Below are 12,763 nucleotides of genomic sequence, written 5' to 3' on the forward strand. Positions count from 1 at the left end.
GTGTACACTATACGTGGGTAAATGAAAGTTTTAATGAAGCGGACCTTATTATTTTTCTTGATACCCATTATCTAAAAAGAATATGGTTTATTATCAAAAGGTATGTTCTGCAAAAAGCTAAAATAGAAAAAGTAAATTACGCACCGACGTTTTCTATTTTCATTAAAATGTTTCAGTAGAATGCGAATTTTGAAAAGCAAAGCAAACCTGAAATTTTGCATATCCTTCGTACGTCATATAACGATAAACTTATAATAGTGAAAAAGAGAGAAGAGGTAGAGCACTTTATATCGTAAAAAAACGCCGCTCAGTTGATGAGCGGCGTTTTTTGTTTTTTTATTCTATCACCATAGAAGCGCCTTTTTTTTCACAAGCTTTTGCAAGGTTTTTGAGCAGCTGATTAAGAAACTCTTTGTCCATTTTAAGCCACTCTTGTTTTTGCAGCCCTTCTGCGATATAGGAAGAAAAAAACCAGACGTCGTTTTTGATGGCAGAGCGATTTGTTTCAGCGATTACGGTTAATGCCTTAATGACGGCAGACATCACGGAAACATCTTCTTTTCCATAATGACGAATTTGATAGAACGCTTTGTACAAATAATCCATAAAAGAAGGTTTTTCTAGCATGACGCGAATGCATCCTTTTTCATCGCAATAATAAGGAGAAGAAGAATAGCTTTGTCCAAGTTTGATAAACACTTGCGTGAGCTGTTCAATGCAGTTAATGGCTGTTTCAGGATCATTAATAGCGGGTGAGATAGCTCTCAATGCAATTTCACTCAGCTTCTGAATCCCTAACTTCACATCTTGAATCGATTCTTGATCATTTGTAATAAACAAACAGTGAAGAAATTTTTCCTGATCTAACGATTGATTGTGATTGATCACCGTTAACAGGGGGGTATCCGCTTCTACATACTCGCCGGGTGCTTTTGCAAGTTTAACAATGACATTTGATCGGGTTGCTAGTGCTGTTAAATGGTTCAGTTCAATATATTGAATATAGCCTTGTTTGTTGCTTTTGATTTGCAGCGCCTCTTCACTATCAAAATTAAGCTGCTTTTCATTTTTTGAGTCAGGGGTCTTTTGTTGTTCTAGCCGTCGCTCTTCAATGGTAAGCATCGTTTTTTTTGCAATGTTTGAAATTAAATTTCCGACTTTAATCCAGTTAATGACGTGGTGAATCAAAAATACAAACATCCCTAGGCAAATGAATGCTACCACGATGGCTAATGAAGGAACAATAAAGGTATTGCTGACTTGGTTGCTGCGAACTTGAATGAGCAGTACAAGCACGTATACGTATCCACCGATAAAAGTACCAAGCACGCGCTGAGTTTTGGCATCTGTATTAAAATTTTGAATCGTTCTAGGAGAAAACTGACCTACAAACGTAGTCAGTACCACTAAAACAGAAGAAAAGGTAATCGTCGTCATCGTTAATAAGGAATTTGATACTGAGCTCAAAATAGTATGAGCAAGCTCTTTATCCGTTAGAAACACGGAAGGAACTAATTTTAACCACTGTTTATGAGCTGTTAAATATCGATCTAAAAATGTACTAATAGTAGCTAAGACAAAAGCAATAATGCCGTATAAAGCAGGAGTGATCCAAAAATTAGCTTTTATTCGGTTTTGCTGTAGCTTTATTGACATAACGAAATCTCCCGTATCATGATTTAATAAGTTCGGACTTCTTTTAGTATGAAGAAAAAAGTTAGCCATACTTATCCACCTATTATTACCCGCACCTGCATGTGAAAAACTTCTTTAAGAAAAGTTTTATCATTCATTTGTAAAGGGTAGAGATCAAAAAGGAGGGGAGAGCTGTGGCATTTGATTATTCACTTGACTTTGAACATATCGATTTTAGAAAACATCCTGAAAAATATAGAGTAGGAAAAGGAGAACAAGGAGTTCTCCTTGTTGAGCCCTATAAAAGTGAAATTCTTCCTCATTGGCGTTTTCGAACACCAGAAATTGCTGAGGAATCCGCGGATGCTATCTATCAACTTTTTTTAACCTACAAAGAAAAAAGCGATTTTGTTGGAATGGACATGGCCCGGAAATTTCTCCAAATGGGATACACGCGATCGAGGCGCTACGCGAACTACAAAGGCGGAAAGAAATACAGCAAAGACGGAGAGCGTAACGAACGGCAAATTGATGAACAAAAAGCAGAATCGGCGGCTATTTTTATGAAAAAATGGAAGGAGGTACGAGAGAATAAAGAGTACTTGCAAATGAAAAAAGAGCATCAAAAAAAGTACGGATAATCAGCTGGGATCCGTACTTTTTTCCTTTGTTATTTCGATTCGTTTAATATGGTGATGTTCAATATCAATGACTTTAAATGAAAAACTTTCGTTTTTGATGCTATCACCTTTAGCAAGATCAAACTTTTCGGTCAGCATCCAGCCGCCAATGGTATCAACATCTTCTTGTTCAATAGTTGTTCCGAGTAAATCATTTACTTCTTCAATCAACACCTTCGCATCTAGTACGTAGTGATTTTCATTAATTTTGTGTACGTCCGGTATTTCATCATCATCAAATTCATCACGAATTTCACCAACAATTTCTTCTAAAATATCTTCTACCGTTACAAGCCCTGTTGTTCCTCCGTACTCGTCTATTAAGATGGCCATGTGAATTCTGTCTTTTTGAATTTTAAGCAATAAGTCGTAAATGGCGATGGAATCAATAACTTGAATGATGGGTTTCATATACGTTTGCACGGTACGTGGTTTAATATCATCTTCTTTTATGTAATCTGCTAATATTTCTTTAATATTAACTAATCCCACCACTTGATCTTTGTTTCCATCTACAACTACTGGATAGCGAGTATATTGCTCTACTCTAGCCATTTTTAAGAATTCTTCTATCGTTTCATCTGCTGATACGCTAACAATTTCTGTACGAGGCACCATGATTTCTTTAGCCGTACGATTATCAAATTCAAAAATATTATTCATGAACTTAAACTCCGATTGATTAATTTCACCGCTCTCATAGCTTTCAGATAAAATAATTCTAAGCTCTTCTTCACTATGAGCTACTTCATTTTCAGAAGCTGGCTTCAGGCCAAATAATCCGACAACGCCTCTGGCTGAGTGGTTTAAAAGCCAAATAAACGGATAAAGTAACTTAGAAAAAAGAATAAGGGGACGGGAAAATAACAGCGTCACTTGTTCGGCTTTTTGAATCGCCACCGTTTTGGGTGCAAGTTCTCCAGCTACCACATTTAAAAATGTGACAATCGAAAAAGCAAGAACAAAAGATATAACATGCGAAAGTGATGTAGCAAAAGGAAGCATGTCAATAAGCGGCTCTAATAAATGACCTACCGTAGGTTCACCTATCCAGCCTAGACCTAGTGCGGTAACCGTAATGCCCAGCTGTGTGGCTGAAAGATAACCATCTAAATTTGATACTACTTTTTTTGCTGCTAAAGCGTTCCGGTTTCCTTCTTCAATTAACTGGTCGATTCTAGTCGACCGTACCCTAATGACGGCAAATTCCGTTGCAACAAAAAAGGCTGTTAATATGATTAATACGATGAATAAGATGACATTTACTGTTTCCAAATTTATCTCCTTACCCCGTTGAAACGGATAAGGGAACACCTCCTTTATAAAAGTTTGATGAGCTGATTTATATGGTAAATAAAGAATATCATGTATACTGTTCCCTTAATCTCCGTAGAAATAAACTTACCGAAAAGAAAGAGCACTTTTTAATAACCCGCAACATTTTTTGGCAGAAAAAGCGTAAACTAAACACTATAAAATGAACGAAAAGAGATAACGTGAAACTTTAAAAGGATGTAAATAGAAGTAGGAGTCGATTGTTTTTATGGAATTTTTTCTGACGATATTAGTCTTATTGGCTTTGATTGGTCTATCTAATATCATTAATCATTTTGTACCATTTATTCCTGTTCCATTAGTTCAAATAGCTTTGGGAGCAGGGCTTGCTATCTTGCCATTTGGCGGAGATGTCCATTTGGAGCCTGAATTATTTTTTATTTTATTTATTGCCCCGCTATTATTTAATGACGGAAAAAACGTGTCAAGAGCTGCTCTTTGGAAGCTTCGTACACCTATTTTATTACTAGCGCTGGGACTGGTTTTTGTAACGGTGGCAGTAGGGGGATATCTAATCAATTGGCTCATTCCTTCCATTCCGTTACCGGCTGCATTTGCACTAGCCGCTATTTTGTCCCCAACAGATGTAGTGGCAGTTGGAGCTATGGCGAGTCGAGTAAAGCTGCCTAAGCGAATTATGCATTTGCTGGAAGGCGAAGGGCTGATGAATGATGCCTCTGGTCTTGTAGCGTTTCAAGTAGCAGTAGCTGCTACCGTAACGGGCGTCTTTTCGATAGTAGATGCTACATTTCAGTTCCTTTGGGTAGCGCTGGGCGGTTTGTTTGTAGGAGCATTTATCGCTTTTCTGATTATCAGACTGCGTGTACTTGTTCGACGTTTAGGAATGGAAGATATTACGATTCATATGTTAATACAAATTCTAACTCCATTTGTTGTCTTCTACATTGCTGAGCATTTTCATTTATCAGGAATCTTGGCAGTTGTAGCAGGCGGCATTGTGCATGCGATTGAGCGCGACCGAGAGGAATCACCTAACCAGCAGCTTAAAGTAGTATCAAAAAGTACTTGGACGGTTATTTTATATTTGTTAAATGGCTTGGTGTTTGTACTGCTTGGTCTGCAAATACCAAAAGTGGCGAAAGCAATTATTCAAGATCCAAACTTTAATAATGGACAAGTGCTTCTTTATATTTTGATTATTACTGTCTTTTTGCTTGTACTACGATTTATTTGGGTGATGGTGTCATGGTCAGTAGGCTGGTATTACAAAAATAACAAGCATCTAAAACCTGAGCCTCGGTCTATTGGCATTATTACGGTTTCAGGTGTACGAGGAGCTGTTACGTTAGCCGGAGCGTTTTCGATTCCATATACGCTTGATAACGGCAGTGATTTTCCGGAACGCTCTCTGATTATTTTTCTAGCAGCAGGCGTTATATTGTTAACCTTAGTTGCGGCAAGCATTCTTTTACCTGTTATTGCGAAAACAGAAAAGGCGCCGAAGAAGTCTGAGCGCAATACAAAAGAGGTTAAAGCACGCATCAAAGTGCACAAAGCTGCTATTCAGCGGTTAAAAAGAGAAATGACCGAGGAAAATCGTGGAGCAGCCCTTTCGTTAATTTCAACGTATAATACAACGATTAATAACATCATTGTTAAAACTCATCCTTTAGAAGCCTCTGAAAACAAACAGTATGAAGAAGAAATTCGATTGCTGGCTCTTCAGGCCAAGGGGAAATTGGTGGAAAAGCTATTAAAAGAGGAAAAAATAGACCGTGAGACAGCGTATATTTGTTTGGAACATACGCACAAGCTTGAAATGGCTGTAACCAATCGTGTAAGGTACAAATTATTGGTGAGCTGGATGAGGTTTAAAAAAGTTTTATTATTATTAGTCCGAATTTTTTCACCGAATAAGCAGGCTTTAAGAAAACAAAGTTTGCGAAGAAGAAGCAAAGTGAACAAAGTACGTATTCAAATGATGGAAGAAGCAATAAAGGTCATTAAAGAAAATATGAACGAAGAAAATCGAATGATTTCACTTGCTATCATTAGTGAATACCATAGATCCATGGCAAGACTTAGAAAAGAGAGTACGGAGTATAATTCACGCAAACGTAAAAAAGCAACGAGAGATTTATGTTATAAAGCGTTTCATACCGAGCGGGAAACGGTGCAAGAACTTTATGAAAAAGGAGAAATCACGCGTGAAATCGCTCATAATATCCGAAAAGATATCGCTTTGCGTGAAGCATTAACAATTGAAGAAAATGGTTATTAAAAAGTCGCAGAGAGTAGTCTCTGCGACTTTTTCAAGTAAGTTTCATTCTATTGCTTTTCAAAAAGATAAAGCTTTCCGTTAACAGCAATATCAAACCGAGGCCCTTTAAAGCCGCGTTTTATAAGTTCTTTACGCATAAACTTCATAATTCCTCCGTGGCTGACAATCAGCAAATCGTCTTCTGACTCGGAAATAGCGCGATCTAGCACTGCTGCTACTTTTCTCTTAGTCTCAGCCATATCTTTACGAGCTTGTTTGTTGATGAGTCCGGACATGCGAAACAGCAATACCCAGAGGATAAAAGGAAGTTTAAATTTTACTGGAATAATAGGCATAGGTATTTCTCTAAGTTCCGGAAGAAGAGTGATCTCTTGTTTATAAATATGCTTTGCCGTTTTGTGTGCTCGCGGCATATCGCTTGAAAAACAGCGTTTCCATTCAATATTATTCAAATCAGTCTCTCCATACGTAATATCTGATTCATCATATTCCTGAAACCAAGCCACTAGTTCATCGGTGGATAAGCGGTGGTTTTCTGGAAGCCCTTTGTTTACTTTGTAATGACGTACTAATGCTACTTTCATTGTATGATCTCCTCTTAAAAGCTAAGCGCCAAAAACACATACTCGGGGCAGCTTGATTTTCTTATTTAAAGTTATTTTCATCATGCTGCACCTCTTTTCAAATATTTGTAAAATAAGTATAAAATGGATTGAGAAAATTGTAAATACGGCATAGAAGAAGATTTTGAAATAGAATAACTGGAAAATGAAACCTTTTTATAACGTAAAACGTATTACTTATAGATAATTCAAACAAATTGAAATACATATAAAAGGGTGGATTACAATGATAGATACAGAGAGAAAAGTGAACATCAGAGAAGAGTTTGGAACTTTATTTGCACAAGGGGACTTTAAGAAGCTTTATGATTGTGTAAGCGAAGAATTTAAACGTCAAGTTTCGCTTCAGCAATTTTTAGAGCAGAGCAAAACGTTTAATCAAGGAGAACAGTTCTACAGACTAGAAACAAATCTCTATTTAACTCCTCAAATTGAGCAGTTTATTTGGTTAAATTCTACGCAGACAAAATTCATCAGCGTCATGTTTGATGAACATGACATTATACAAGCACTTGTGATTGCTCCTATAGAATCATTGCCAGAGAGAGATCGATGGAGTACAAACAAATATACGATGCCGATTCAAAGCGAATGGTTTGTCTATTGGGGAGGAAAGCATGAGGTGTTGAACTATCATCATCCAGTCGAAAACCAAAGGTATGCGTATGATTTAGTCGTGCGAAAAGGAAAGCAAAGCTATAAAAATGATGGAATGAAAAACGAAGATTACTATGCCTATGGAAAAAAAGTTGTAGCGCCGCTTGAAGGAGTCGTTATCACAGCAGTTGATGATCAAGAAGATAATGAAATTGGACACACGAATAAAAAGAGGCCTTTAGGAAATCACGTTATCGTTGAGCATGAAGGAAAAGAATACAGTGTGCTTGCACATTTGAAGAAAGGATCGGTTTCTGTGAAAAAAGGAGACGTGGTTCGTAAAGGAACGCTGCTCGGAAGGTGTGGAAGTTCCGGCAATTCATCCGAACCCCACATTCATTTTCACGTCATGGATGCCTCTGACATCGAAACTTCAAAAAGTTTGCGAATTCGGTTTCATGCGGCTGTTGAACCGATTCGCGGAGATACGGTTATTCCATTTTTTTATTGATTAAAAAGCCATAGCGTTTGCTGTGGCTTTTTATGCAGGGATTTCCTCAAATATAAAGTAAAGCAGCCGTTGAAACAAGTAAAGGATAATGGCTACAGTAGTCATGACAAGGAAAAGCCCAAAATGACTGATATCATACAGATTATAAAGCCCGATTTTAGCGAGAAAAGGAACAATAACATAACCATGAATCAAATCCAAAATCACGTTAACAATTATGTACAAGATAAATCCGGGATACGTAAGGTAAAAGACAAAGATCGTAATCACAATATGAAGGCAATAAATCGTTGCTCCCATGCTAGTAAGAAAAAATACGTTTTCTTGAACCGTCCACCAGTGCATTTTTTCTGCTACTTGATAGGCGATTGTCATCATTAATGCAGCAAACAACCCTACAGTAAAAAATCGTTTAACACGCTGTTTATCAAGGAGCAGCAGTAAAAACCATGGAATAACAAGAATCCCCCATAATATAATTTGATTCATTCATCTTCCCACCTTTTATTTATCAGTAGTTCTTAGTGTAAGAAAGAATTGTAAAAATATACATTTAGATGATTTTAAAGGAGCGGTCGTCTTTTTAGCATCTGATGCGTCTGCTTATATTCACGGACACTTGCTTGCCGTAGACGGAGGATGGCTAGGAAGATAACGCATGAACCAATAAATTTTTTCATATCATGAACAAACTCGATTAAAAGGGGCGTTCATGGTATGAAAGTGTGGATATTGAATGTTGGTATTGCTGTCACAGTGCTGACAACTGCTTGGGCGGTGTATACAAAGCCTGAAGAGAAAGAGGTTTCGCTAGTTTCTTACAATCAGTTCTCCATAGCTGTCCCAAAAGAAAGCACCGACTTTGAAAAAGAGTTAAAATCAGCTTTGACGCAGTATGGTTTTCAAGAGGTTAGAGTGCTGAATGACTATGCGGAAGCTCAAGTTCTGGTTCTTCTGCCCGCCGAACAACTTTCTTCCTATAAGAAGAAGGAGGTTCAGCAAGTCGTAAATCAACTTGCCAAGCAGTATCACGTTAATCCTGATGTAGTTAATGTTCAGTTATATGAAAAAAAGTAAAAGCCTTTTAGAAAGGGGAATCCCCCTCTATAAAAGGCTTTTTTTACTCTTTTTTCTTCTCTTGTTCAGCGAGCTCTTCTTGTCTTTTAAAATGTGATTTTCCTAACGCATACACAAAACTAAAAAACAAAGGAAGTAAAATAGTCAACAGCACAAGGCGAGTAAGCATATCGCCCAAGTCATTTCTCGTTAAGTAAATATTAATAGCTGCGATGACAATATAAATAAAAATCCCGAGGTTTCGTAAAAATCTCTTTAGCATAGATGCATTCATTTTTTTCACCTTACTTTTATATACTCACATTTAAGGTAAAGGAAACGATTAATAAAAGCAACCTATTTACTACAAAGCAAGAAGGAATACAGAAATTTATGATGAATGTTTATATGTTATCTGAAAATTATGCGAATAAAATTGTTAACATGAAGCTTCTTTATACAGCAGTCTGCTTTTAGTACACCGAGTCAGTATAAACAGTTGCCTTCTCTTCAATTAGCTTTATTTTTTAAAAAGGTAAGGTGATGAGATGAAAAGAGTGCTGGTAATGGGCGTTTCTCCAGGAGTAGGAAAGTCCACATTTGCCAAGAAATTAGGGAAAAAGCTTGATCTAGAAGTACATCATTTAGACAGCCTGTATTGGCAGCCGGGCTGGACGGAAAGAGACAATGATAGTTTTAGAGAATTGCAGGAGCACATTGTAAAAAAAGACAGCTGGATTATCGACGGGAACTACAGCAATTCGTATGACCTGCGAGTGAAGCGTGCAGATACCATTATTTATTTAGAGCTTCCGCTAATCGTTTGTGTGTACCGAGTGATAAAGCGGAGGATTGTATATGCAAGAAAAACGCGTGAAGATATGGCAAAAGGATGTCCTGAAAAAGTAGATTGGTCATTTTTTACATTTATTCTTACGACGTACAGAGAGCGGCAAAAAAAGATGAGAAAACGGTTTGAAAAGCTTAGAAACGATGAGGATTGCAAGGTTTTTATGCTGATGAATAGAAAGGACATCGAAAACTATATACAAAACCTATAGGGGGAGTATGTGCTGAATTTTGAACAAAAACAGCCACGTAACAAGTTCGCTTGTTACATGGCTATATTAAAAAAACAATCATTTATTGCGTAATCTTCAGCATTCCTTTTTCGTCCAGCGCAACTGTTAAAGAATGATTGACCTTCACCGTTAATGGATGAACTTCAGAGTCTCGGTCCGAAAAAAACCACCGTCTTTTAGGCGCCCCTACAAGAAAAAATGCACTGCCGCTTCCTAAAAAGTTAAAGGTCTCGTTTAACGGCCTGTTGTTGCGCACGGTGATACCGGAGTTAATAAGCTGTGTCCCTACAGAGCGGACATGAGGCGTTGTCAAGTTGATTTCTCCTATGCTTAAAAGCGACTTAGAAGAAAAGGGGTCGTTGGATGGTGGGCAGTCTGAATATCTGGAAATGTATTCAACAATATTATGAGCAGGATTTTCAAAATAAAACGAATGAGCATCAAATGCTTCAAAATAAATCTCATCTTTCTTCTCTTCTGTATTGAGGAAGACTCTCTGAGTAGCCCATTTCTTTGCTTCCATAAAGCGGTTTGCTGGAACATTAAAAGCAAAATGGTAAAAGGGCTTTGTATGTAGAGAGCCTTCTTTAAAGGTTAGCTCACTTTCACCAACCTTGATGGAAAAAGAACGCGGTGAAGCGGCGGTTAATGGAAAATCGAGAGAATTTACATAAAAATCCTTCATTGTGTCCAATAAGTGGGTATACAGGACAGCTTGATTAATGATCATAAACCATTCCTCCTCGTTTAAGCGTTGTCTAAAATGGTATTACACAAATTTTTCGCTCTCTTTTTGATTACTGCTTTTCCAGTAAAGCTGAAAAGAGCCTTTATGCTCAGAGCCTACAAAATTAATACGATATCTCCTCGTTTTTTCAGGTGTTAAAGAAAGAGAGTTATTAGTCATTTCAAAAAATCGTGTCTGTTTTGGATCTTCTACGTACAGGGACAGGTCTCCGCTTTTGGTGTTTTTAGATAGCGTAAAAGCGTAGGTTACGCCTTTTTTGAGTTTAATGCTCCGGGAGTAGCGGCCCGTAAAGCTGTCGTATTCGCCAAAGAAAACCTCACTTCGTTCCTTTTTTATTTTGCCTCCTATAATTTGATTTTCCTGACCGTTAAAGTTAATAAGTAAAAAAGCAATAAGAACAATAAGAAAACTATATTTAAACATAAAAACCTCCATCTACTAAATTATAGATAGTTTTGGATTTCGTCAAATAGTGTTATAGTTTAGAAAGGTAAAAATTAACAAAATATATTATCCCTTTGCATGTTATGTCTAACAGAAAGGAGAAAAAATTGACTCAGCGTTTTTATTTTTTAGCAGCAAGTCAAGTAACCACAAATGTAGGTTTTGTTCTTTATACAATGGCCCTCACTTCCTATATAAATCAAAACACCGGTTCAACAGCTCTTGCATCGATGATTACGATGACGAGCTTGCTTGCTCGCCTCCTTAGTGGCCTTAGCGTACCTCTACTAGTTGATACATATAAATCTATTCATATTATGCGGGCTGTACAGGTTATGCAAATAGGAATGCTCGCTGGATTGTATATGCTACTCACACAAGAATTTACAGTCACAGTACTAGCGATGTGTTTTGTCATTGTTGGGATCATTTCTTTTTTTAACGGTTTTTTTACTATTTTTAAAACGTCGGTTGTCCGCAGCTTAGTGAGTGACAGTCAAAGAATGCAGGCAAATAGCTTGCTTTCAACAATTGATCAAACTTTTCTATTTGCCGGGTGGTCGCTTGGTGGTTTCGTTTTGTCTTTAACGGGATTCACTCAGTCTCTATTTATAACGGTAGGTCTTCTATTGATCTCATTTGTTTGCTTGCTGTTTATAAAAGAAGCCCACACATATAAACAACCAGAAAAGCGAAGCGTAGCAAAACTAATGGAAGGATGGCGTTTTTTATGGATACATAAACGTATTAGAGCACTCGTTATAATGGAAATAATTGAATCACTCGTTGGAAGCATTTGGATTGGAGCTATTACTCTTTCTTTTGTGAAAGAAGTGCTTGGAAAAGGAGAAGCGTGGTGGGGGTATATAAACGGTGCGTATTATTTTGGAAGCATAGTCGGAGGAATTATTGTGTATCGAATCTCCTCTATGGTAAAAGGAAGGCTTTTGCTTTTTATGTTCGCAGGCTCAATCAGTTATGCTGTTTTAACCGGTTTTTACGGTCTAGTAACGAACCCGTATCTGGCTTTAGTACTCTTGATAATGATGGGTCCTGCCTATCAGCTTCGAGACGTAGCTCAGGAAACCATTTATCAAAATACCTGCAGCAATGGGATGCTTCCTAAAGTAATAGCGGCAAAATCAACTCTTGTACAGGCGGTGTTTATACTTTCCATCGCATTTGTCGGGACAGTAGCCGATCTGTTTGGGGTAAGGTTTGTGTATCTATTTTCAAGCTTCATTTTGCTATTGACAGCTCTAACAGGCATGGCAGCATTAATGTATAACAAGCATTCTATCGAAATAGACAAGACACCTGCTGAACGGAGAGGAGATATATGAGAATCATCAGGCTAACGTATCTTATGGAGCATGATATAAAAGAGCTGTTGATAGAAAGCCAGGAGGAAGGCTTTTTCTTTCTTACTAGGCTAGTAGCGGAGTATAAAAACGGGCAAAACGTATTTAACAAAACAGGCGAAAAATTGTGGGGAGTTTACGGTGAACAAAACAAATTAATTGGCGTAGCCGGCCTTAATCAAAATCCTTACAGCCAGTATGTTAACGCTGGAAGAGTAAGGAGGTTTTATGTTTCAGCTCAGTTTCGCAGAAGGGGTATAGGCAAACGACTTTTAAAAGAAATTATTCACTATGCAGAGAATTATTATGACAGTCTCGTTCTCTATACAGACACGGACGAAGCGAAGTTATTTTATGAACGAAACGGTTTTAAACGCGTATACAAGCAGCATAAAATCACTCATGAATATAAACTGAAAAATGTTCATTAATCAGCCTAAAAGATGTTT

Annotated in this window: 15 protein-coding genes; 8 read left to right on the forward strand and 7 right to left on the reverse strand. The window is 37.5% G+C overall.

The window, feature by feature from the left end:
• Positions 1–336: 336 nt before the first annotated feature.
• Positions 337–1,725, reverse strand: a complete 1,389-nt coding sequence (locus MMB69_RS10240) for a DUF2254 domain-containing protein (RefSeq protein ID WP_277447644.1) — start codon at positions 1,723–1,725, stop codon at positions 337–339.
• A gap of 104 nt (positions 1,726–1,829) precedes the next feature.
• Between MMB69_RS10240 and MMB69_RS10245 the strand changes: the two genes are divergently transcribed.
• Positions 1,830–2,276, forward strand: a complete 447-nt coding sequence (locus tag MMB69_RS10245; protein WP_277447645.1) for a DUF4385 domain-containing protein — start codon at positions 1,830–1,832, stop codon at positions 2,274–2,276.
• Here MMB69_RS10245 and MMB69_RS10250 read toward each other — a convergent pair whose 3' ends face one another.
• Positions 2,277–3,590: a hemolysin family protein gene (locus MMB69_RS10250; protein WP_221780332.1), complete on the reverse strand. Its 1,314-nt coding sequence runs from the start codon at positions 3,588–3,590 to the stop codon at positions 2,277–2,279.
• A gap of 268 nt (positions 3,591–3,858) precedes the next feature.
• Here MMB69_RS10250 and MMB69_RS10255 point away from each other — a divergent pair, with 268 nt between their 5' ends.
• The gene (locus MMB69_RS10255; protein ID WP_221784856.1) at positions 3,859–5,892 is read left to right on the forward strand and encodes a Na+/H+ antiporter; all 2,034 of its coding nucleotides are present in this window, start codon (positions 3,859–3,861) and stop codon (positions 5,890–5,892) included.
• Positions 5,893–5,939: 47 nt separating this feature from the next.
• On the opposite strand, the gene MMB69_RS10260 is transcribed toward MMB69_RS10255, so the two are convergent.
• A complete protein-coding gene (locus MMB69_RS10260; protein WP_060746841.1) occupies positions 5,940–6,476 on the reverse strand; it encodes a histidine phosphatase family protein in 537 nt (178 codons plus the stop codon).
• 265 nt (positions 6,477–6,741) lie between these two features.
• Here MMB69_RS10260 and MMB69_RS10265 point away from each other — a divergent pair, with 265 nt between their 5' ends.
• Positions 6,742–7,623, forward strand: coding sequence for a M23 family metallopeptidase (locus tag MMB69_RS10265; protein WP_277447646.1), 882 nt, complete (start codon positions 6,742–6,744; stop codon positions 7,621–7,623).
• Positions 7,624–7,653: 30 nt separating this feature from the next.
• Here MMB69_RS10265 and MMB69_RS10270 read toward each other — a convergent pair whose 3' ends face one another.
• On the reverse strand, positions 7,654–8,112 hold the full coding sequence (locus MMB69_RS10270; RefSeq protein ID WP_277447647.1) for a hypothetical protein: 459 nt from the start codon (positions 8,110–8,112) through the stop codon (positions 7,654–7,656).
• On the opposite strand from MMB69_RS10270, the gene MMB69_RS27295 reads away from it, so the two are divergent.
• Together MMB69_RS27295 and MMB69_RS10280 are read left to right on the forward strand one after the other, a co-directional pair.
• Entirely contained in the window at positions 8,111–8,278 is a 168-nt protein-coding gene (locus MMB69_RS27295) for an SDR family oxidoreductase (RefSeq protein WP_372452336.1), read from the forward strand. The genes MMB69_RS10270 and MMB69_RS27295 overlap by 2 nt on opposite strands.
• Before the next feature lie 62 nt (positions 8,279–8,340).
• On the forward strand, positions 8,341–8,700 hold the full coding sequence (locus tag MMB69_RS10280) for a hypothetical protein (RefSeq protein WP_277447648.1): 360 nt from the start codon (positions 8,341–8,343) through the stop codon (positions 8,698–8,700).
• Positions 8,701–8,743: 43 nt separating this feature from the next.
• Here MMB69_RS10280 and MMB69_RS10285 read toward each other — a convergent pair whose 3' ends face one another.
• Positions 8,744–8,974: a hypothetical protein gene (locus MMB69_RS10285; RefSeq protein ID WP_013057513.1), complete on the reverse strand. Its 231-nt coding sequence runs from the start codon at positions 8,972–8,974 to the stop codon at positions 8,744–8,746.
• A gap of 253 nt (positions 8,975–9,227) precedes the next feature.
• Here MMB69_RS10285 and MMB69_RS10290 point away from each other — a divergent pair, with 253 nt between their 5' ends.
• The gene (locus MMB69_RS10290; RefSeq protein ID WP_028412932.1) at positions 9,228–9,740 is read left to right on the forward strand and encodes a P-loop NTPase family protein; all 513 of its coding nucleotides are present in this window, start codon (positions 9,228–9,230) and stop codon (positions 9,738–9,740) included.
• A gap of 82 nt (positions 9,741–9,822) precedes the next feature.
• On the opposite strand, the gene MMB69_RS10295 is transcribed toward MMB69_RS10290, so the two are convergent.
• Together MMB69_RS10295 and MMB69_RS10300 are read right to left on the reverse strand one after the other, a co-directional pair.
• Positions 9,823–10,491 carry a glyoxalase gene (locus tag MMB69_RS10295; protein ID WP_277447649.1) on the reverse strand — a complete coding sequence of 223 codons (669 nt, stop codon included), beginning with the start codon at positions 10,489–10,491 and terminating at the stop codon, positions 9,823–9,825.
• A 39-nt stretch (positions 10,492–10,530) separates the two neighbouring features.
• Entirely contained in the window at positions 10,531–10,932 is a 402-nt protein-coding gene (locus MMB69_RS10300) for a hypothetical protein (protein WP_277447650.1), read from the reverse strand.
• Positions 10,933–11,060: 128 nt separating this feature from the next.
• Here MMB69_RS10300 and MMB69_RS10305 point away from each other — a divergent pair, with 128 nt between their 5' ends.
• Both MMB69_RS10305 and MMB69_RS10310 read left to right on the forward strand, forming a co-directional pair.
• Positions 11,061–12,296 carry an MFS transporter gene (locus tag MMB69_RS10305; protein WP_277447651.1) on the forward strand — a complete coding sequence of 412 codons (1,236 nt, stop codon included), beginning with the start codon at positions 11,061–11,063 and terminating at the stop codon, positions 12,294–12,296.
• Positions 12,293–12,745, forward strand: a complete 453-nt coding sequence (locus tag MMB69_RS10310) for a GNAT family N-acetyltransferase (protein ID WP_221784865.1) — start codon at positions 12,293–12,295, stop codon at positions 12,743–12,745. The genes MMB69_RS10305 and MMB69_RS10310 overlap by 4 nt, the downstream gene beginning before the upstream one ends.
• The last annotated feature ends 18 nt before the right edge of the window (positions 12,746–12,763 follow it).

Source organism: Priestia sp. P5 (assembly GCF_029522155.1).
GTDB lineage: Bacteria > Bacillota > Bacilli > Bacillales > Bacillaceae_H > Priestia > Priestia megaterium_E.

Bases quoted from the DNA above. Each gene is read 5' to 3' on its own strand.
- MMB69_RS10290 (WP_028412932.1), top strand. From the start codon at position 9,228: ATGAAAAGAGTGCTGGTAATGGGCGTTTCTCCAGGAGTAGGAAAGTCC.
- MMB69_RS10285 (WP_013057513.1), bottom strand. From the start codon at position 8,974: ATGAATGCATCTATGCTAAAGAGATTTTTACGAAACCTCGGGATTTTT.
- MMB69_RS10310 (WP_221784865.1), top strand. From the start codon at position 12,293: ATGAGAATCATCAGGCTAACGTATCTTATGGAGCATGATATAAAAGAG.
- MMB69_RS10265 (WP_277447646.1), top strand. From the start codon at position 6,742: ATGATAGATACAGAGAGAAAAGTGAACATCAGAGAAGAGTTTGGAACT.
- MMB69_RS10280 (WP_277447648.1), top strand. From the start codon at position 8,341: ATGAAAGTGTGGATATTGAATGTTGGTATTGCTGTCACAGTGCTGACA.
- MMB69_RS10300 (WP_277447650.1), bottom strand. From the start codon at position 10,932: ATGTTTAAATATAGTTTTCTTATTGTTCTTATTGCTTTTTTACTTATT.
- MMB69_RS10260 (WP_060746841.1), bottom strand. From the start codon at position 6,476: ATGAAAGTAGCATTAGTACGTCATTACAAAGTAAACAAAGGGCTTCCA.
- MMB69_RS10295 (WP_277447649.1), bottom strand. From the start codon at position 10,491: ATGATCATTAATCAAGCTGTCCTGTATACCCACTTATTGGACACAATG.
- MMB69_RS10270 (WP_277447647.1), bottom strand. From the start codon at position 8,112: ATGAATCAAATTATATTATGGGGGATTCTTGTTATTCCATGGTTTTTA.
- MMB69_RS10255 (WP_221784856.1), top strand. From the start codon at position 3,859: ATGGAATTTTTTCTGACGATATTAGTCTTATTGGCTTTGATTGGTCTA.
- MMB69_RS10240 (WP_277447644.1), bottom strand. From the start codon at position 1,725: ATGGCTAACTTTTTTCTTCATACTAAAAGAAGTCCGAACTTATTAAAT.